The organism is Nocardia sp. CA-290969 (assembly GCF_050936135.1).
Taxonomy (GTDB): Bacteria; Actinomycetota; Actinomycetes; order Mycobacteriales; family Mycobacteriaceae; genus Nocardia.
This window is the reverse complement of the sequence record NZ_JBNJNJ010000001.1, coordinates 5,373,715-5,393,650: the sequence shown is the minus strand read 5'-3', so window position 1 is coordinate 5,393,650 and position 19,936 is coordinate 5,373,715. Positions and strand designations below refer to the sequence as shown.

General features: G+C 68.7%; 17 protein-coding genes. 4 read left to right on the top strand and 13 right to left on the bottom strand.

What is annotated here, in order from left to right; genetic code table 11:
* Positions 1–25: 25 nt before the first annotated feature.
* Positions 26–679, bottom strand: a complete 654-nt coding sequence (locus tag ACQEVO_RS24715) for an AIM24 family protein (protein WP_432917544.1) — start codon at positions 677–679, stop codon at positions 26–28.
* Between the two features lie 446 nt (positions 680–1,125).
* On the opposite strand from ACQEVO_RS24715, the gene ACQEVO_RS24710 reads away from it, so the two are divergent.
* Both ACQEVO_RS24710 and ACQEVO_RS24705 read left to right on the top strand, forming a co-directional pair.
* On the top strand, positions 1,126–1,929 hold the full coding sequence (locus ACQEVO_RS24710; RefSeq protein ID WP_432917541.1) for an SDR family oxidoreductase: 804 nt from the start codon (positions 1,126–1,128) through the stop codon (positions 1,927–1,929).
* A gap of 13 nt (positions 1,930–1,942) precedes the next feature.
* On the top strand, positions 1,943–2,770 hold the full coding sequence (locus ACQEVO_RS24705; RefSeq protein ID WP_432917540.1) for a DUF72 domain-containing protein: 828 nt from the start codon (positions 1,943–1,945) through the stop codon (positions 2,768–2,770).
* A gap of 22 nt (positions 2,771–2,792) precedes the next feature.
* On the opposite strand, the gene ACQEVO_RS24700 is transcribed toward ACQEVO_RS24705, so the two are convergent.
* A complete protein-coding gene (locus tag ACQEVO_RS24700; protein ID WP_432917537.1) occupies positions 2,793–3,158 on the bottom strand; it encodes a DUF4345 family protein in 366 nt (121 codons plus the stop codon).
* 199 nt (positions 3,159–3,357) lie between these two features.
* Here ACQEVO_RS24700 and ACQEVO_RS24695 point away from each other — a divergent pair, with 199 nt between their 5' ends.
* Complete coding sequence (locus ACQEVO_RS24695) at positions 3,358–5,313, top strand: GMC family oxidoreductase N-terminal domain-containing protein (protein WP_432917535.1); 1,956 nt, start codon at positions 3,358–3,360, stop codon at positions 5,311–5,313.
* Positions 5,314–5,342: 29 nt separating this feature from the next.
* Here ACQEVO_RS24695 and ACQEVO_RS24690 read toward each other — a convergent pair whose 3' ends face one another.
* The 7 genes from ACQEVO_RS24690 to ACQEVO_RS24660 all read right to left on the bottom strand — a co-directional run bounded on the left by ACQEVO_RS24690 (position 5,343) and on the right by ACQEVO_RS24660 (position 14,097).
* Positions 5,343–5,723 carry a DUF742 domain-containing protein gene (locus tag ACQEVO_RS24690; protein ID WP_432917531.1) on the bottom strand — a complete coding sequence of 127 codons (381 nt, stop codon included), beginning with the start codon at positions 5,721–5,723 and terminating at the stop codon, positions 5,343–5,345.
* A 2-nt stretch (positions 5,724–5,725) separates the two neighbouring features.
* Positions 5,726–6,226, bottom strand: a complete 501-nt coding sequence (locus ACQEVO_RS24685; protein ID WP_432917528.1) for a roadblock/LC7 domain-containing protein — start codon at positions 6,224–6,226, stop codon at positions 5,726–5,728.
* Complete coding sequence (locus ACQEVO_RS24680) at positions 6,223–8,604, bottom strand: sensor histidine kinase (protein WP_432917525.1); 2,382 nt, start codon at positions 8,602–8,604, stop codon at positions 6,223–6,225. Before ACQEVO_RS24680 ends, ACQEVO_RS24685 begins: the two co-directional genes overlap by 4 nt.
* 391 nt (positions 8,605–8,995) lie before the next feature.
* Positions 8,996–9,370: a DUF742 domain-containing protein gene (locus ACQEVO_RS24675; protein ID WP_432917522.1), complete on the bottom strand. Its 375-nt coding sequence runs from the start codon at positions 9,368–9,370 to the stop codon at positions 8,996–8,998.
* An 87-nt stretch (positions 9,371–9,457) separates the two neighbouring features.
* Positions 9,458–11,803, bottom strand: coding sequence for a nitrate- and nitrite sensing domain-containing protein (locus ACQEVO_RS24670; RefSeq protein ID WP_432917519.1), 2,346 nt, complete (start codon positions 11,801–11,803; stop codon positions 9,458–9,460).
* Between the two features lie 227 nt (positions 11,804–12,030).
* Positions 12,031–13,563 carry a hypothetical protein gene (locus tag ACQEVO_RS24665; RefSeq protein ID WP_432917516.1) on the bottom strand — a complete coding sequence of 511 codons (1,533 nt, stop codon included), beginning with the start codon at positions 13,561–13,563 and terminating at the stop codon, positions 12,031–12,033.
* Positions 13,564–13,740: 177 nt separating this feature from the next.
* On the bottom strand, positions 13,741–14,097 hold the full coding sequence (locus tag ACQEVO_RS24660) for a hypothetical protein (RefSeq protein WP_432917513.1): 357 nt from the start codon (positions 14,095–14,097) through the stop codon (positions 13,741–13,743).
* Positions 14,098–14,311: 214 nt separating this feature from the next.
* Between ACQEVO_RS24660 and ACQEVO_RS24655 the strand changes: the two genes are divergently transcribed.
* Entirely contained in the window at positions 14,312–15,235 is a 924-nt protein-coding gene (locus ACQEVO_RS24655) for an alpha/beta fold hydrolase (RefSeq protein WP_432917510.1), read from the top strand.
* On the opposite strand, the gene ACQEVO_RS24650 is transcribed toward ACQEVO_RS24655, so the two are convergent.
* From ACQEVO_RS24650 to ACQEVO_RS24635, 4 genes are all read right to left on the bottom strand, one after another.
* Positions 15,224–15,823, bottom strand: a complete 600-nt coding sequence (locus ACQEVO_RS24650) for a TetR/AcrR family transcriptional regulator (protein ID WP_432917507.1) — start codon at positions 15,821–15,823, stop codon at positions 15,224–15,226. The genes ACQEVO_RS24655 and ACQEVO_RS24650 overlap by 12 nt on opposite strands.
* Before the next feature lie 152 nt (positions 15,824–15,975).
* Complete coding sequence (locus ACQEVO_RS24645) at positions 15,976–17,508, bottom strand: acyl-CoA synthetase (RefSeq protein ID WP_432917505.1); 1,533 nt, start codon at positions 17,506–17,508, stop codon at positions 15,976–15,978.
* A 160-nt stretch (positions 17,509–17,668) separates the two neighbouring features.
* Positions 17,669–18,526: an alpha/beta fold hydrolase gene (locus ACQEVO_RS24640; protein ID WP_432917502.1), complete on the bottom strand. Its 858-nt coding sequence runs from the start codon at positions 18,524–18,526 to the stop codon at positions 17,669–17,671.
* A gap of 466 nt (positions 18,527–18,992) precedes the next feature.
* The gene (locus ACQEVO_RS24635) at positions 18,993–19,697 is read right to left on the bottom strand and encodes a FadR/GntR family transcriptional regulator (protein WP_432917499.1); all 705 of its coding nucleotides are present in this window, start codon (positions 19,695–19,697) and stop codon (positions 18,993–18,995) included.
* Between the last annotated feature and the right edge of the window lie 239 nt (positions 19,698–19,936).

The following is a 19,936-nucleotide window of genomic DNA, read 5'->3' as shown; positions in this document are numbered from 1 at the left end:
TTCGAGGATCTGTGCCGAGCCCGATTCACGCCTCACTGGGTTGCACGATGACGAACCCTTCGCCGTCGAGACGGAGCTGGTAAGCCTCGCCCGAACCACCCCGCACCATCGAACCGAACGACTGCGATCGGTTCAACGATGTCTGCAGATTCGCGCTCCAGCCGACCACCGCATCGGTATCCACGAAAACGGGTGCCTGCGATTGCACCGGAATGATGATCGGCGTCCCCGCGCACACCAGGCCGAGCCGTCCCTGCCCGGTGAATACGCAGTTGAACAGGCCACCGCCGGCCATCCCGACCCCCTGCACCATGCGGATGTCGTATTGCAGGCTCGAATCGAAAACCAGGATGTTGCGCCCGTTGATGGTCAGTGCATCGCCCGGGACCAGGTCGACGATGAAACAGTTCCGGTCGAAATGCGCGAACCAGGCTTCGCCCTGACCGCGTACCGACATCAGCGGTACGCCCTCTCCGGTGAGTGCGCGCTGCAGGAACTTCCCGACGCCCTGCCCTTTCTTCTCGAACTGCAGGTTCCCCCGGAAGGCGACCATCGAGCCCTGCCGCGCGAGACATTCGCCGTTCACGGCGTACTTCAGCGATTTGGCGCTCTGCGAGGTCAGCCCGGGGGCGGTGGCGGGCTGGGCCATGTTCTCACTGGCGAAGATCTCACTCTGCATACCCGCGATCCTGCCGCACTGGGTCCGCTGCCGACGACCGTGTGCGCGATATTCCCGCGCCACCGGATCCGTCCAGGCCGGCAAGGCGGTACCGGCTGTGGCCGGAGCCGGATCGTGGCCGTCGGCCGTCCGTGTAGACCCCCGCACTACCCGGCTGGGTAACGAATTCGTATCGACGGCCGAATTACCCGGTAGTGCACGCAGTTACGAGTGTGCGCGGACTCGGGCGGTGACCACGCGAGCGGTCGCCGGCCGACGACAGGCACGACGATCGAGAGAGACCGATATGCCCGGCTTCCTGAAGTACCTCCTGTGGCTCAACATGCTGGGCATGCTCACCGGTAGTTATACGTACGGGTGACCGGCCGTCCGGGGCCGCCGATCGGTTAGATTGGCGGTTCCGGTGGCGCCGCCGTGCGCCCGCGACCGTCGAGGACAGGGATCGTATGACCAAGACCGCGCTGGTGACCGGGGCGTCGTCGGGGATCGGGCGGGCGACCGCCGCGCTGCTGGTCGAACAGGGTTTCCGGGTGATCGGGACCAGCCGCGACCCGGATTCGATCGCGGCGACGGCGCGGGTGGCGGGGGTCGAATACCGCGCGCTGGATCTCACCGATCCCGCGGGCATCGACCGGTTCGGCGCCGATCTCGGGCCGGTGGACGTGCTGGTGAACAATGCGGGGGAGAGCCAGTCGGGGCCGATCGAGGAACTGCCGCACGATGCCCTCACCGGTATCTTCCAGTTGAACGTTTTCGGCGCGGTCCGGCTGACGCAGCTGGTGCTGCCGGGGATGCGGGAGCGTGGGTACGGACGGATCATCATGGTCGGGTCGATGCTGGCCAGTTTCCCGCTGGCCTACCGGTCCTCGTATGTGGCGACGAAGGCGGCGATCAAAGGGTTCGCGGACGCGGCACGACTGGAGACAGCGCCCTTCGGTGTCTGGATCAGCACGGTCGAACCCGGTTCGATCGCGACCGGAATCGGCGAGCGGCGCACGAAATACATCGCTGCGGATTCGGTGTATGCGGCGGATTTCCAGACGATGATCACCCATCTGGACCGAAACGAACGAGCCGGGACCAGTCCGGAAGCGGTAGCGCGGACCATCCTGCGGGCGATCTCCGCGGCGAAACCGAAACCGCTGTACGCCAAGGGCAGCCGGGCGCCGATCGTATTCCCGCTGCGGCGGCTGTTGCCGGCGGCGGTGATCGAAAAGGTCGTCGCGCGGATGCACGGATTGAAGCGCTGAGGAGCGGCCGGGTATGCGTTTATCCGTGGGCTGCGCCATGTGGACGCATACCGCGTGGCCGGCGACGGGCGACAAATTGCGCAGCTATGCGAGCTGGTGCGATGCGGTGGAAGGGAACACCACCTTCTACGCCGTACCGGCGCGGCGCACGGTGGAAACCTGGGCGCGGCAGACCGATCCGGATTTCCGGTTCGTGATCAAACTTCCCAGAACGGTCACCCACGAACGCCGGTTGCAGGGTGCCGATGCCGAGCTGAACGATTTCCTGGACACCATGGAACCGCTCGGGAGCCGGCTGCACGCGCTATGGGTGCAGCTGCCGGGGACATTCGGCCCGAACGAGCTGGGCGCGCTGGCCGGATTCCTCCGGCAGGTGCCGGCGGGGGTGCGGGTCGCGGTGGAGGTCCGGCACCCGGCGTTCTTCACCGGTGAGGACGCCGCGAACCAGCTCGAGCGGGTACTGGGCCGGGCCGGTGCGGAATGGGTCCCGTTCGATACGACCGTCCTGTTCGCGGCGCGTCCCGCGAGTTCGGCCGAGTACGAGGCGCAGTCGAAGAAACCGCGGCTGCCGCGGCGGATGCGGGCACTCACCGAAGCTCCGATCGTGCGGTATCACGGTCGCGACGATGCGGAGCCGACCGTGGCGGGCTGGCGGCCCTGGGTCGAGCAGACGGTCGAGTGGTTACGGGAGGGTCGTTCGCCGACGGTCTTCCTGCACACTCCGGACAATGCGTCCTCCCGCAGCCTGGCCCGCCGTTTCCACGACGAGGTCCGCACCCACCTGCCCGAACTCGAGCCGCTGCCCGACCCCGCGGAAACCGAACCGATGACCCTGTTCTGACGGCACGGCCCGCGGGCCCGGTTCAGTTCACCGCGAGCAGCGCGGCCGCGGCGAGCGCCTCGACCCAGCAGTAGAACCAGACGGGATAGAACGCGGCCGGCGCATCCAGCACCCGCGAAATCACCCGGCCCGCCGCCATCCCCGCCAGCGCGACCGCGACCGCGAGCACGACGCCCCGCCCGAGTTCGCCGGTCGTCGTCGCCGACCAGATCAGCGCGCCCGCGACGGCCAGACCGAACCCGCCGTATACCGCCCGCACCTCGGAACGTCCCGCCACGGTGCCGGCGGTGATACCGAAGGGCCGCACGAGCCGCGCGGGTGCGGCGAGGGCGTACAGACCCATCCCGGTGAAGAAGAGCCCTGCTGCTGCCAGAACGAGTGACCGCACTGCGCCTCCTTATCGGCTTCCGTAGCTCGATCATCGAGCATCGCCGGTGTGGGCGCTTCCGGAAACATGCGGTGCCCGGCATCATAAAGTGAACAATTGTTCTAGACCAGATAACGGTTTTATAGCAGGCTGTTGCTCTGTAAGTGAGCGAATATTCGCACACCGTGGTAGAAATCGGCTGTAGCGAAGGGTGGAAACCATGCAACCGACCGAGAAGCAGCGCGCCGCGCTGGAAATGATCTGCGATACCTTCCTGCCCGGGGACGGGCTGACGCTGCCCTCGGCGTCCGAACTGGGCGCCGTGGACACCGTCCTGGAGCTCCTGGCGCGTAACCCGCGGGAAGCCGAGACCAAGCAGCTGGCGATGCTGCTGGACCTGTGGGACGGACCCGTGACCGGGCTGCTCACCGGATGGGGTCCGCGGCGGTATTCGAAACTGTCGCAGCAGGATCGGGAGAAGGCATTGCTGCGGCTCGGGGCGTCCCGGATCGGTGCCGTGCGTGCGGTGTTCCAGGCCCTGAAGCAGGCGTCGTTGCTGGCGTACAACGTCACCCCGGGGCCCACGGGATTCAATCCGCTCTGGAAACAACTGGGCTACGACGGGATTCCCGGATCGCTGGCGACGGCGCCGCAGCCCGCGCTCACGCCGCAGCAGATCACCGCACCGACCAGCCTCACCTGTGATGTCGTGATCGTCGGCTCCGGTGCCGGTGGCGGGACCGCCGCCGGGGTGCTCGCCGAAGCCGGGCTGGATGTGGTGGTGCTCGAACGCGGCGGTTACTACGACGACCGGGATTTCGGCGCCGGCGAACTCGCGGGCTTGAAACAGCTGTACGCGCCCGGCCCGCTGGCCTCCGCCGAGGGACAGCTCGCACTGGTGGCGGGCTCCTGCCTCGGCGGCGGGACGGTGGTGAACTGGAGTACTTCGCTGCCCACCCCCGACCGGGTCCGCGAGGAATGGGCCGGGGTGGGCGCCGCGCAGTTCGCCGATACCGAGTTCAGCGAATCGCTGGACGCGGTGCTGCGCCGGCTCGGAGTGAACGAGCGGCGGTCCATCCCGACGGCACGCGACAACATCCTGGAGCGCGGCGCACGTGCCCTCGGCTGGCCCGTCGACCCGTTGCCCCGCAATGTCACCGATGCCTGCGATGCCGGGGTCGAATGCGGCCGCTGCGGTAGTGGCTGCCGAGTAGGGGCCAAACAGTCGGTGACCAAGACCTGGCTGGCCGATGCCGCCGCCCGCGGCGCGCGCGTGATCGTGGACGCGAACGTGCGCCGGATCTCCGTGCGCGACAAGCGCGCCGAGGCGGTCACCGTGCGGACCTCCGCGGGAGTCGAGTTCGAGGTCCGGGCGCGCGCCGTGGTGGTGGCGGCCGGTGCGATCCAGACCCCCGCGCTGCTGCGCCGGTCGGGCCTGGGCAACAAGAACATCGGCCGCTACCTGCGGCTGCATCCGGCGGCGGCGGTTTTCGGTCTGTTCGACGAGGAGGTGCGGCCCTGGGAGGGCGGCCTGCAGACCCGGATCTGCCGTCAGCACGCCGATCTCGACGGAAACGGTTACGGCGTGATCTACGAGACGGGCCCGCTGGCGCCCGGCTCCTCGACCGGTTTCATGAGCTGGCAGGGTGCCGAGGATCATCGCCGCGTCATGCGGGATTTCGCCCGCACCAACGCCGTCGGCATCATCACCCGCGACCGCGATTCCGGTGCGGTGAAGGTGGACAAGGCCGGGGAACCGACCGTGGACTACCGGATCTCCGACTACGACGCCGCCCATCTGCACACCGGAATCGAAGGCGCGGCCCGGATTCTCGAGGCGGCCGGGGCCACCCGGATCTTCTCCGGGCATCAGGCGGGTGTCTCCTACGAGCCCGGCGTCCGCGGTTCGTTCGACGAGTTCTCGGCCGCCGCCAAGGCCGCCGGCTACGCACCGGGACGGTGCACGATGGGGGCCCTGCACATCATGGGGTCGGCCCGGATGGGTGGTTCGGCGGAGAACTCCGCGACCGACCCGGACGGCGCCACCTGGGACGTGAAAAATATCGTCGTCGCCGACGCGTCCTGCTTCCCGACCTCCTCGGGCGTGAACCCGATGGTGACGATCGAGGCGATCGCCCATATGAACGCGAAGCGGCTCGCCGCGCGGCTGGTCTGACCGCCGGCGCGGGAGGTCCGGCCCGATGGTCAGACCTCCCGCAGGCTGCGCGCGATACTGTGCAGCAGATGGATATCCCTGGACGGATCTATCGTGGTCTCGAACGGCGGCCGCACCTCCAGCCGGCCGTCGTCGATGAGATCCCCGACGAGTACCTTCGCCAGCGCCAGCGGGAGCCGTAGCTGTGCCGAAATCTCCGCCACCGACTGGGCGGTCCGGCACAGGCGGATGATATCGACGTACTCGGGTTCGGTGCGCTGCGGCGCCAGCCCGGCGCCCCGGTCCACCACCCGCGTATCCAGGGTGAGTTCCCGGCGCTGTGACGTGCGACCTCGCCCGCGCGTCACAGCGTAGAGGCGCACAATGGGACCGTCGTCGTCCTCGTCCCAGTGGTCCTCGCGCTCGTACACGGCTAGCGGATGCCGTTCGGATAGTTACGGGCGTGCGCGCCCGGATGGGTGTGCGCATGCACGGCGGGCCGGTCGTGGGAGCCCGGCCGGCCCCGGTCGTCCGGCCGCTGCTGGGCGCGGGAGTCGACACCGAGATGCGCGCCCACCTGCTGCACGGTGCGGTTCATCTCGTAGGCCACCATGCCCAGATCCGCGGAGTCGGCGGCCAGCAGCGAGAGGCAGGCGTTACCACCGGCCGCGGTGACGAACAGGACCGCCCGGTCGAGTTCGACCACGGTCTGGCAGACACCGCCCGCTTTGAAATGGCTTCCCGCGCTGCGGGCGAGGCTGTGGAAGGCCGAGGCCATGGCCGCGAAGCGTTCGGCGTCGTCGCGGGTGAGTCCGGAAGAATGTCCCATCAGCAGGCCGTCGGTGGACAGCAGCACCGCGGAATCGGCGTCGGGGAGACCGCGGACCAATTCCTCGAGAAGCCAGCTGAGATCGGTGCGATTGGGGTTGGTCATCGTTCGCCTTCTCGTCTAGAGCGTTCTGGAGCGGTGGGGTCGGAGTACGGTGCGCGGCGGCCCGAACGGCTACCGCGGGAGATCGCCGACATCCGGTTGCGGGCCTGTTCCGGGGTCCGGGGACGGACCACGTCGGTTTCCTGGACCTCCTCCTGGGTCGTGGGATCGACGGCCTTGCGGTGCCGGCGCGGCAGCGGCGGACGACCGGACGCCGCGGCGTAATGATCGGGTTCCGCGTGCCGGTCGTGATAGCCGTTGCCGGGATCGACAGCGGGGTAGGCGTCCGAGCGCAGGGTCGGCGAATCGTAGGGATCCTCGTGCACCGGTGCGGTCGCGAAGGTGGTCGACGGTGAGGTGCGGAAGGTGAGGGGCGCGGCGGGCGAGGTGGGTGCCGCGGGCACCGCCGGTGCCGTGCCCGCCAGGACCGGCTCCACCACCGGGGCGGGTTCCAGCGGCGGGGGACCGCCGGGTTCGGTGAGCTGGGTCGGGATGCGGACGATCGCCTTGATCCCGCCGTACGCCGATTCGGTCAGCCGCACCGAAATCCCCTGCCGGGCCGCCAGGGTGGCGACCACGAACAGCCCCAGCCGGGTATCGCCGGTCAGTGCCGTGACACCGAAATCCGGTGGTTCGGCGAGTATCCGGTTCCGTTCCTCGATCTCCTCCTCGGACATCCCGAGGCCTTGGTCGGTGACATCGATCGCCACCCCGCGCCCGACCACGGTCGCCGATACCTCGACCCGGGAGTCCGGCGGGGAGAACGCTGTCGCGTTGTCCATCAGTTCGGCGAGCAGATGGATGAGATCGGCCGCGGTTTTGCCGACGATCCGCATATCCGGCACCCGTCCGGTGTGGATCCGGGTGTAGTCCAGGCTTTCCGCGGACGCGGCCCGGATCACGTCCCACAGCGAAACCGGTTTGCGCCAGCGCCGGCCCGGCTGTTCGCCGCCGAGCACGATGAGGTTTTCGGCGTGGCGGCGGGCGCGGGTGGCGAGATGGTCGAGCTGGAAGAGCAATTCGAGCTGGTCGGCATTCTCCTCGCGGCGTTCGGCCTGGTCCAGCAGGGCCAGCTGGCGATGCACGGCGACCTGGTTGCGGTGCGCCATATTGAGGAATACGGCGTTGAAACCGGCCCGGGTCTTGGCCTCGGCGACCGCGGCGGATACGGCGGCCAGCTGCGCCCGGTTGAAGGCGTCGGCGACCTCGCCGAGTTCGTCGGTGCCGAAATCCAGTGTCGCGACTTCGGCGGCGGTGTCCACCTCGGTGCCGTCGTCGAGGCGGCGCATGAGATCGGGCAGCCGGTTGTCGGCCAGGTCGAGGGTGTCGTTGCGCAGGTGCCGCATCCGGGCGATGAAGCGGTTGGCCATCAGCAGCGCGGCGAGGAAGGCGAGCCCGGTGAGCACCAGGACGGCGATACCGCCCAGCACCGACCGGGTGGCCGTATCGTCACCCTGGGCACGAGCCGTGACATGGGCGTTGTTGCTCTGGTCCTCCCAGAGTTGCAGTAGACCCGCGATCACTTCGCCGGACATCTGTTGCCAGGTGGCGACGTCCAGCGGCAGCGCGGCGGCGGTGTCGCCGGATTCCGATTCCGCGCCGGAGTCTTCCTCCTGGTCGGTGGACGACCGGACGCCGCCGGTCATGATCGCGTCCTGCATGGCGATCACCTGTTTATAGGCCGGGGAGTCGATGATCGCCTGCAGCCGGGCCAGATACTCGCCTTTGAGGACGGTGCCGGCATACGCTATCTCGCCCCGGAATTCGCCGACGTATCGGTTGAACTCGACGAGCTGCGGCGCGGACAGGTTGTTCAGGGTCAGCGCCGCCGCGCCCAGGGTGTCCGCTTTGGACAGCGCCTCGGCGGCGCGCAGCGGATCGACACCGTAGCCCAGCTCGATCGCCACGCCCGCGTTGGGCGCCGCCCGGGCGGCCACCATGGACGCCCCGACGATGGTGTCGATCACCATGCTGTAGAAGCCGAACGCTTCCGGGCCGGGTATCGCTTTCGCGTCGACCGCGGCGCGGGTGACCGGAACCTGGGCGAACAGCTGCTGGTAGCCGGCGACAGCGGCCTCGGCGGCGGCGGGGTCGAGCTCCTTGACCGCATCGCCCTTGGCGACGATCTCCGCCAGGGCGATATCGGACTGTGCACGGGCCGCCACCAGGGCCGGGGCGACTCTGGTATCGCCTGCCAGCAGCAGCAACGAAAGCCGCCGCTCTTCTTTGAATGCCTGCACCATCAGGATCGCGGGCGCGGTGGTGCTACTGGCCAGATCGGCCCAGTTCGTCGCCTTCCGGCCGGACTGCACCAGATAGGCGGTGGTGCCGATACCACCGGCCAGCAACAGAATGCTGGTGAGGAGCACGATCGCGAGCAATCGGGTGCGGATACCGACCCTGCCGCGGGTGCGATTCGCGCCGGAACGCGACTGTCGCAGGAAACGTCCGGCGCGAGGTAGCCGAAATACCAACGTAGACCCACTCATTCCAGGGTGATGGGCAGTCCGGCCATCGGTCGGCCCATCATCCCAACCATCCCGGCATTGCAATTTTTACCATTGTTTTCCTCGCAATGCGCCTTATCTGTCCCAGACTCTAGCGAACGGATCGGGCGGCTTCCCGTGGGAGAGGGCATGCGAACGAGACGTTCACAGGAAGTTCGTATGGTGCTCCGGTCCGGCCGGAGGCTAGTGGGCCGCGGGCCGCGCCGGTGATGGGCGCGGCGAACAGCCGGGGTTCGGCTCGGTGATCCGGCCGTCGCGGCCGGGATCAGCCGCCGCGCAGGCTGTTCGCGATCGTCCGCAGCAGGTCGAGCCCGGCGGCGTCGTCGGGGGTTTCGACCGGTGCGCGCACGCTCAACCGGCCGTCGTCGATCAGGTCCCCGATCAGTACCTTGGTGAGGGCGAGGGGAACTCCGAGCTGTGCCGATACTTCGGCCACCGACTGCGGGACCCGGCACAACCGGACTATTTCGGCGTACTCGGGTTCGCTGCGCCGCAGGGCGAGTCCGGTGCCCGCATCGATCACCATGGTGTCCAGGGTGAGTTCCGCACGCTCGCTGCGGCCGCGGCCGCGGGTCAGCGCGTAGAGACGTACAACCGGGCCGGCGTCCTCCTCGTCCGGGGTGTTCTGTGGTCCGCTCATGGCAGTCGCTCGCCGTTCGGGGTGCGGCGGGTACCGACCGCCGGATGGGTGCCGAACCGCACCAGTTCCTCCGGCAGCCGGCTCGTATCAGTGCGCGGTATCGCGGTCATCGTCGCCTTCCTGTCGAGTTCTGTCGGATTCGGCCGATTCGGGCAGCGGGCGGCGTCCCGATCGGGTGCCGTCTTCGATGGCGGCCATGACATTGCGCGCCTCCTCGGGGCTGCGCGAGCTGGGTGCCGCGACGGTCGTGGTCGCACCGGTATCCGCGTCGGCGGTCTGGCGGCGTCGCCGCGGCAGCGGGGGACGGGTGCCGGGGGTGGGTTGTGGCACGGGGTTTTCGGCCGCCTGCGGAGCCGATCCGGTGGAATCCACCGTAGCGCGCTCGGCAGTGTCCACGGCACCGTTCGACCCGGCCCCGTTGACCGTGGTAGCCGCAGGCTTTCCGGTGGGGGGCGCGCTGCGATCCTCGGTCAGCTCGGTCGGGATCACGACGACCGCCTTGACCCCGCCGTATACGGAATCCGACAACCGCACCGACGCCCCGTGCCGGGCCGCGAGGGTGGCCACCACGAACAGCCCGAGGCGGATCTCGCCGGACAGCGCCGTGACGCCGAAATCCGGGGGTTCGGCCAGCAGTTGGTTGGCGGCCACGATTTCCTCGGCCGACATGCCGAGGCCCTGATCGGACACCTCCACCGCGACCCCGCGGCCCACGACGGCCGCCGAGACCTCGACCCGGGATTTCGGCGGGGAGAACGCGGTGGCGTTGTCCATGAGTTCGGCCAGCAGGTGGATCAGGTCGGCCGTGGCGTGTCCGGCGATCAGCACATCGGGCACGTTCCCGGTGTGGATCCGGGTGTAGTCGACGGTTTCCGCCGCCGCGCCGCGGATCAGATCCCACAGCGGGATCGGTTTGTTCCAGATCCGGCCCGGCTGTTCACCGCCGAGCACGATGAGGTTTTCGGCGTGGCGGCGGGCACGGGTGGCGAGATGGTCGAGTTCGAAGAGGAGTTCGAGCTGGTCGGCGTTCTCCTCGCGGCGTTCGGCCTGATCGAGCAGCGCCAGCTGGCGATGTACGGCGACCTGGTTGCGGTGGGCGATATTGAGGAAGACCGTGCGGAAACCGGCCCGGGTGCGGGATTCGGCCACGGCCGCCGAGACCGCGGCGACCTGGGCGCGGTTGAACGCATCGGCCACTTCGCCGAGTTCGTCGGTACCGAAGTCCAGACGGGCCACTTCGGCGGCGGTGTCGATCTCCTCGCCGCTGTCGAGGCGCCGCATGAGATCGGGCAGCCGGTGATCGGCGAGTTCCAATGTATCGGCGCGCAGACGGCGCATACGCGCGATGAACCGGTTGGCGACGAACAGCGCACCCAGGAAGGCCACGAAGGTGGCGACCAGGATCACGATTCCGCCGGCCACCGACAATCCCGCCGTATCCGTGTTCTCCGCGCGGGCGACGGCGTGGGCGTCGCGGCTCTGGTCCTCCCACAGTTTCAGCAGGGCGGAGGTGAGCCGGCCGGAGGTTTCCTGCCAGGCCGGCACACTCATCGGCAGGGCGGTGGTTTCGGTATCGCCGGACAGTCCGGTACCGTCGTCCGTGGCCTCCGGATCCGGTACCGGGCCGCGCAGCAGCAGGGCATCCTGCATGGCGACGACCTGTCGATAGTCCGGCGAATCGGTGAGGGCGCGGAGCTGATCCAGGCGCGGCCCCCCCAGCACCGACCCGGAATACGCGACCTGCGCGCGGAACTCGCCGGTGTACCGGTGGAATTCGAGCAGCTGCGCGGGTGTGATCGTGCCGCGGGACAGGGCCACGATACCGAGCGTATCCGCGCGGGACAGGGCCTCCGCGGCGCGCAACGGTTCGACGCCGTAACCGAGCGCGATACCCAGGCCGGCGTCGGGCGCGACCCGGGCGGCGATGAGCGAGGCCCGGAAAATGGTGTCGATCACCGTGTTGTAGAAGCCGAACGCGTCCGCGCTCGGCACCGCGCGCGCATCGATCGTGGCGCGCACGCCGGGGACACGGTTGTAGAGCGGGCGGAACGTTTCGAGTTCGGCGGCCGAGCCGCCGGGATCGAGCCGCTGGGCTTGTTCACCCTGGGCGATGGTCGCCGCCAGGGCGTCATCGGACCGTTTCCGGGCATCCACCAGCGCGACGGCAGCTGTGGGATCGCCTTCCAGGTAGAGCATGGAAAGGCGGCGCTCCTCCTCGAAGGTCTGCACCATCGCGATCACCGGCGTGGTGGTCTCGCTGATCAGGTTCGCCCAGATCGTGGCCGCGACACTGTTCTTCACCAGGTATCCGGCGGCACCGACGCCGATGACCAGCAGGGTGATGTTGGTGATCAGCAGAATCGACAGCAACCGGGTCCGGATACCGATCCGGCCGCGAGTGACGTTCCTACCGGAACGAACTGCCCGAACCATTGATTCGGACATTTGCCGCCGAACAACCACGATAGATCAACCCGTTCCAGGGCATGCGCAGACGACACCATGGTGATCGGCGCATATCACCCTAATGTTCCCGGCATTGCCGTTGCCCGGCAATGCATAAGCTTTCGCCCAAACCATAGCGAAAGCACCGTCCGGCAACCGAGACGAGTCTCACCAAGCGGTCGTTAGGGTATCGGGGTGATCGCGATAACAGCAGGTCAGGCGGGGCTGCGGGAACCGCCCGTTCGTTTCCCGCCGGGCCCGCGGAAGCACAGCACCTGATCGCCGTAACCCGCCAGCGGGCGGGCCTCGGCGGCCTGGCGGATACCGCTGGCGGGCAGTTCGGTGAGCTTCGCGAACATGGTCGCGTTACCGAACGCCGAGCGGATCTGGGTCTCCGAGGCGTAATCCGCGCCGTAATCGGCGAGCTTGCCGAAATCCAGCGGTGCCAGCGGCGTATCCAGCGCAACCGGTTCCGCGGGCCGGCCCAGCGCGGCGTACTGGGTGGCCGCACCCTGCTCGTACCAGCACAGTTCGTAGGCCAGGTTCTCCGTGCTGGTCACACTCAGTACCGGCCAGTGCCGCGAAAGATGCAGCGCCAGCGGATTCTTCGCGATCGGGGTGAGCTCCCATTTCAGGCTCTGCACAGCGACCCAGCTACCCGAGCGGCGCTCGATCAGCACGATGTCCTCACCGAGTTCGGGAGTCGCGTTCAGCTGCGGATCCCGGGTGCCCCAATGCGCTTTGTCGACGCCGTAGGCGGTGTTGATATCCACCGGTTCCGCACCGGCCGCGGTGTAGGCGGCGATGATGGCCGCCCGCACCTGCGCGAGCGCGTCGGGTGCCGAGCAGAGCACACTCAGGGCCCCGAAGGAGGAACCGATTTCCACCGGTCTGGCCGGCTGATCCGGCATCGCCCCCGCCACCAGCGGTTTCAACCCGACCAGCGCCAGATTCCAGTTGATCTCCTCGATCGTCGCCAGGTCACCGGCGCTTTGATAGAGGATCTGCTGCTGCGTCAGGTATCCGGCCCGTTCCAGCGTGCGGCATTCGAGTTTGCGCAGCGCGGCCTGGGTTTTGCCGGTGAAACCGATCTCTTCGATTTTCAGTGCGCGCAGTTGCGCGGCCATGGCCGGGGTGGTGAGCGCGGTATAGCGTTCGCGGTACATGGCGACCGCCTGTTTCCGCTGCCGGCCGACCATCAAGGTGCGCAACAGCGTGTTCAAGGTGGCCAGGTATTTCCGGGACTGGCCCGGATCGGCCGCGAACAGGCCGGCGCGGATCCGCACGGCCTCGTCGGTCGCGACGACGGCCGCGCCCGGATCCAGCCGGCACAGCCACACACCGCATTTCGACAGGCTGTCCGCGCAGGCACCCGCCGCGTTCGGGTGGTCATGCGCTACCTGCGTATAGGCGTTGCAGGCGTCGCGGATGGTCGCGGTGGCCAGTTCCCGGTGCCCGATCGCCCGGGCCGCCTGCTCGAGCAAGCGCAGCGTGTCCTGCACCTCGTTGGCGAACTCCGCGGACACCCGGCCGGCGGTGAACCAGCGCAGCCGGATCATCACTGCTTCCTGCGCCGGCTCCAGCGCCCCGGCCACCCGGTTGCGTATCGAACCATCCGTTTGCGTGGCCAGATAGGCGGCAGCGAGTTCGGACAGACTGGTGGCCAGCCGTAATTCGGTTTCCGGCGTGCGGTCCCGGGCCGCGATCCGGTCGGTGGCCACCCGGCCCTCGATGGCGATCAGATCCATCGCGATCTCAATTCCCGCATCACCTTCCGCGTACGGCCCCTGCCGACCCCAGCGAATCGAGTGGCCGCAGTCCGAGCATTCCTCGAAAGTCTGCCACACGTGCGTGCGGGTTAGCAGGGCTACCGGAGTGCTTCCCGCCGGTGGACGGCCGCAAGTACGGAATCCGGGTGTGCCGGGTCAGTCCGCGGGAATCGTGGTGGCGCCGATCCCGAGGTAGAACAGCATGATCAGGAACAGGAACCAGCCCGCCCCCTGCCAGATCGGCCAGGTACCGCCGCGCCGCCACACGCGGATCGTCTCCACGAACGCCCCGATCCCGCCGAGGAACAACACGATGCCGGGGCCGAACAGGATCGCGACCCGCGCCGGCGTATCGCACAGCAGGGTGTCGGCGTCGCGGCACTGCGCCGCCGCGGACCAGATCGCGGCCGCGGCGCACACCAGCGCCGCGACGCCCAGCACCGTCAGCGCGTAGCGCGTGGCCCGGCGGAAGCTCCCGTCGTCGGACCAGCGTTTTTCCGCATCGTCGGTCATCACCCAGCTCTCCTGCCCCACTCGTGTGCGGACCGGTCCTGTTCGACCGCGGTATTTCCCGGTTCCGGCGCGGCAAACGTCGCCCGCGCATCCCCGTTCGCGGACCGAATCCGAGCAGCTTCGGGTGGCGGAGGTGTTTCCGCAGGTCGGATCGGCTTTTTCGAGGCGCGGAACGCGAGTTGCCGGGGGTCGGCCGGGCACCGAGGCTGAAAATATGAACGCCCGAACACATCGCGCATACGCCGAGTTCCTGCCCGAGTCCTACCGGCCCGATCCGGCGGCCGAGCCGATATCCGACTGGTGGGAGTGGCGCGGCCGCCGGGTCCATCTGCTGCGTGCCGCGGTATCCGATGCCCCGGTGCGGGTCCTGGCCATCCACGGCGCGGGCGGGCACTCGGGTCTGCTCTGGCCGGTGGTCGCGCTGGGTCTGCGCGAGAACGTGGATGCCACGGCCGTGGATCTTCCGCTGTACGGGCGGACGATCGAACCGGATCCGCGCGGGGTGCGCTACGGCGACTGGGTCGAGCTCCTCTGCGATCTGGTGCACGAGCAGGCCGACGACCGGCCGCTGGTGCTGTTCGGCGCGAGTATGGGCGGGATGCTGGCCTACGAGGTCGCCGCCCGCACCGGCGCGGTAACCCATGTCGTGGCGACCTGCCTGCTGGACCCCGCCGACCCGGCGGCGCTCGCCACCGCGACCCGCTGGAACCTGCCCAGCCGGCTCGGCCCACGGCTGCTGCGGTGGCTCGACCCGGTATGCGGCCGGCTGCGCGTGCCGATCCGCTGGATCGCCTACATGGACCGGATGAGCCTCGACCCGGACCTGTCGCGATTGTGCGCGGCCGATCCACTGGGCGGTGGAGCCCGCGTTCCGCTCGGATTCCTCCGTAGCTTCGCCGACTACCGGCACACGGCCCCGGAGACATTCACCGCCGCACCGGTCACCCTGGTCCATCCCGCCGCCGACCGCTGGACGCCACCCGAGCTGAGTACCCGTTTTCTGGAACGGATTCCCGGGCGGTGCGAGCGGGTGCTGCTCGACAACTGCGGGCACTTTCCCGTCGAGGAACCGGGCGTTGCCCAGCTGGCGGGGGCGCTGCGCGCGGTCCTCGCCGAAGCGGGCCGATCAGGGCGCTGACGCGGGTGGCGCCAGCCGGCCGGCCACTGCCATCAGATCGTCGGTGATCATCGGATGACGTGGATGCACACGATGCACCTGCGCGTCGATCGTGTGCACCAGGATGCGAGCGGTGAACGCCGGGTCGGGGCCACCGCGATCGCAGCGGCGGAGGTGGTGCGCGATCTCGCTCGCGAGATGGTCCTCGAGGGCATGGATCGCTGCCAGTTCGCCGGCCTCCCGCAGCGCTGTCCGGTGCATCAGGGCGTGCAATCCGGGATGGTCGCGGTGGAGGTCGACGACCACGTCCAGCACCGCGCGCAGCGCCGACTCGAACGGTGGTTCGGTGGCCCGCAGTTCGTCGAGTACCGCGCCCAGACGCGCCGCGGCCTCGGCGACGTGCCGCTGGGCGAGCGCGCGCAGAATGGCCTGCTTATCCGGAAAATACTGGTACAGCGTGCCTATCGACGTGCCGGCGCGCTCGGCGATGTGGTTGGTGGTCGCGGCCAGGCCGTCGCGCCCGAACAGCTGGGCCGCGGCTTCGAGCAGGGTATCGACGGTGAAGCGGGATCTGTCCTGACGAGGCGACCGCCGTACCGCCCGGTTCACGGGCGGACCCGGTCGGCGGCCACATACTCGGAAAAGGCTGGTTCGCCGGTCGGCGTGGGCATGGTGTCTCCGGTTCGGCAGTTGGCTCGCTGCCGATTATCCGGCACCGGGCGGCCCGGGGGACAGGGCCCGTGGGCCGCCGGTCGAAAGTGTCAGAGGTACTGGGCGCGGAGTTTGCCCTTGACCAGTTTGCCCGTCGGGGTGCGGGGGAGTTCGTCGGCGAAATCGACGGTGCGCGGGATCTTGTAGCCCGCGATCCGGGGGCGCAGGTACTCGCGTAGTTCCGCGGCGAGATCCGGGCCGGGTTCGGCGCCGGGCGCCGGCTGGACGACTGCTTTCACCGATTCGCCCATCTCCTCGTCGGGGACGCCGATCACCGCGACATCGAGCACCTTCTCGTGCAGGGCGAGCGCGTCCTCGATCTCCTGCGGGTAGATGTTCACGCCACCGGAGATGATCATGAACGCCTTGCGGTCGGTGAGGAACAGGAAATCGTCCTCGTCCAGGTAGCCGATATCGCCGGTGGTGGTCCAGGTCGGATGCTGCGGATGGATGGCCTGCTCGGTTTTCGCCGAATCGTTGTGATAGCCGAACGGCACTTCCTCGCGTTCGAAATAGATCGTGCCTATCTCGCCGCGCGGCAGTTCCGCGCCGTCCTCGCCGCAGATCCGGACCGCACCCAGCCCGGCGGGGCCCACCGACCCCGGTTTCCGCAACCACTGCTCACTGTCGATGAAGGTGGCGCCGTTGCCCTCGGTCGAGGCGTAGTACTCGTGCAGCACCGGCCCCCACCAGTCGATCATCGCGCGCTTGACCTCCACCGGGCACGGCGCGGCGGCATGCACGGCCACCCGCAGACTCGACACGTCGTAGCGGGAGCGAACCGACTCGTCGAGTTTGAGCATCCGGACGAACATGGTCGGCACCCACTGGCTGTGCGTGACCCGGTAGCGCTCGATAGCGGCCAAGGCTTGTTCGGCGTCGAAGCGTTCCAGCACCACCAGTGTCCCGCCGAGGGCGTGCACCACGCCCCCGAACCGCAGCGGCGCCGCGTGGTAGAGCGGAGCGGGGGACAGGTAGACGGTCTCGGTATCGAATCCGTAGAGGGGGCCGAAGACCGCGGTGTAGGTATCACCCGGCGGATCACCGACCTGCCGCTCCGGCAGCGGATGTTTGATGCCCTTCGGGCGCCCGGTGGTGCCGGAGGAATAGAGCATATCGGCGCCCCGGGGTTGGTCGGCCAGAGGTTCGGCGGAGGCACCGGCCAGCGCGTCCTCATAGGACCCGTGGCCCTCGACCGCGCCCCCGAAGGCCAGCCGGATCTCCACACCCGGGGTTTCGCCGACGATCTTCTCGGCGGCCTCGCGCAGACCGGCCGAGGCGATCAGCGCCCGCGCACCGCAATCGTTGACGATATAGCTGATCTCGCCCGGCGACAGATGGCTGTTCACGGCGGTGATGTAAAGCCCGGATCGCAATGCCGCCCAGTAGACCTCGTACACCTTCGGGTCGTTCCCGGACAGCAGTGCGAGGTGATCGCCCTTACGCAAACCGGCGTCGTACAGGTGCCGGGCGAGGCGGACGGAATTGTCCTCGAGTTCCCGATAGGTCAGCGTCTCACCGGTCCCGGCGAGGATGACGGCCGGTTTATCAGGGAATCGATCGACATGCGCGCCGGGGTACATGCTGCTCCTCTACGGAAACATCGCGATCGGGTGACCGACCGCCGAGCCTATATCGGGGCCCGCGTCGTGGCACGGCGCCGGCCTCACCGGACGGTAGCCCGGTGTGCGCGACATTAGCGGAAAGTGAACCGCCGTTCGGGGTATTCGGCGGAAGCGCGGATCAGGCTGTTTCGCCGAGGAAGGCCGTCGCCAGGTTGTTGAAGAAGTCGGGTCGTTCGCCCTGCACCCAGTGCCCGGTGGCCGCGGGGAGGTATACATCGCAGTGCGGCATCCGGCGGGCCAGTAGTTTCGCGCCCGAGGGGCGGTTGACTCTGTCCTCGGCACCCCAGACGACCAGGGTCCGGTGCGGGACCAGGCTCAACCGGGAATCCCGGGTGAGGTCCATACGCATCAGGGTGCGCGGCGCGGACGGGCCCGAGGGGCGGCGCAGCGGTGGGTTCGCGACAACCTCGGGGTCGAGACTGGCCCGGTAGCGGTTGTCGATCATCTCCTCGGTGATGACACTCGGGTCGTACACCAGGTACTCGCGCAGGAATGTCGCGAGTTTGTCCCGGCTCGGCCCGTCGCCGCCGTAGTAGGCGAGCAGGGCGCGCAGGCCCGCGGTCGGTAAAGCGCGGGTGGTGCCGATACCGCCGGGGGCGAGGAGTACGAGCCGGTCCACTTTCGCCGGTGAGTCCATCGCCATCCGCAGGGCCGCCGCGCCGCCGTAGGAATTGCCCACGACGTGTGCGCTGGGCAGATCGATCGCGTCCAGCAGGCCGGTCATGGCTGCCGCCAGGTCGCCGAAGGGGTCGGAGTGGTCGATTCGTTTGCTCGACCGCCCGTAGCCGGGCATATCGGGGACGATCACGCGGAACCGGCGCGCCAGCGCCGCCACATTGCGGGCGTAGGCCGTCAGGCCGGATGCCCCGGGACCGCCACCGTGCAACAGCAGCACAGCGGGTCCGGAGCCCGATTCCGTACAGAAAACATCCCGGTCACCGATCCGAACGGTATGTCCGCTGTCGACCCCGCCCATATCTGCCTCCTCGTCGGCGCCGTCTGCACAGCACGCTACGGGCAGTGGGCCCCGACCCGGCGCCGCCCCCTCGCGGCCGGGCGGCTCAACCTCCCCCGCCACCACAACCGCCGCCTCCACCACCCCCGCCGCAACCGCCCCCACCGCCGCCGCTTGAGCAGCCACCGCCACAACCGCCGCCGCTTGAGCAGCCACTACCGCCGTCGTCGCCGCTGCTGTCCCCGCCCCCGCCGCTACTGCTGCCACCGCCCGCGGCGCCGGCGCTCCAGAGCCGTTCTCGTCCGCCGCCGGGCCACGTTCCCTCGCTCTTGTGCCGGCGGATCAGGGCCCGGTAGCGCGCATCATCGATGATGAACGCGATGATCAACACCGCCATCACTGCCGCGAGTACCCAGCTGACGATCCCCATGAACCACGGTAGCAACGAAACGGATTGCTGGGCAGCGTGTTTGATTCGGCCTCGGGTTCAGGATCCGGCCGGTGCGGTGCTGATCTCGCGGACCTCACGCAGATGCTGTTCCATCGCGGCCGCGGCGGCCGGGCCGTCGTGCTCGGCGACCGCCCGGTAGATCATTTCGTGGCCGTGGACGGAGATCCGGCGGCCGAGCGCGGTGCGATGCGACAGCACGCGGGTGTTGCGTGTCCATTCCGTGGTCATGGTGCACAGGGTGACCAGCAGCGGGTTCTGGGCGGCATGGGCCAGCAGGGTGTGGAATTCGATATCGAGGCGCATCGATTCCTCGGCGGCGAGGTTCTCGTTCGAGCGGGTGAGTACCTCGTCGAGCGAGAGCAGATTCGATTCGACGGCCCGCAGGGCGGCCAGCTGGGCTATCCGCGGCTCGACCAGATCGCGGAGTTCGGTGGCGTAGCCGAGTTCGATATCGAGATCGGCCAGGTTCCCGCGTAATTGCGCGGCCGCCGGCGGGATATCGGCGACCGTGCTGCCGCGGCCCTGCCGCCGCTGGACCAGCTTCTTGGCTTCCAATTCGAACATCGCCTCGCGCAGCGAGGAGCGGGAGACGTTCAGATTCGCGGCGAGTTCGCGCTCCGGGGGGAGCCGATCACCGGCGCGCAGTTCGCCGCTGATGATCAGGCGTTCCAGATGCGCCGCCACCTCGGCGCCGACGCTGCGCGCGGGGCGGCGCATCGGCGGTATCGAAGCGAAGGTCATGGGCGTCCCCTCCTCGTTCCGGTCATCGCGCGGGATCGGCCCGGGCGGCCGGACCGGTGGTCCGACCAATATCCAGGGATCGCTGCGGGACGGCTACAACGTATCAGCTTCCAGGCTGCCGCCGCGTACCCCCGCTGTGTCGGAATGCTTCGGGAAAGTTACCGATTACTAGTGGTTTTCGAGGCCGTATTGCTCGCCGGTAAATCGGTGGTTACGTTCGTCCGCCGGGGTCGCCGCCG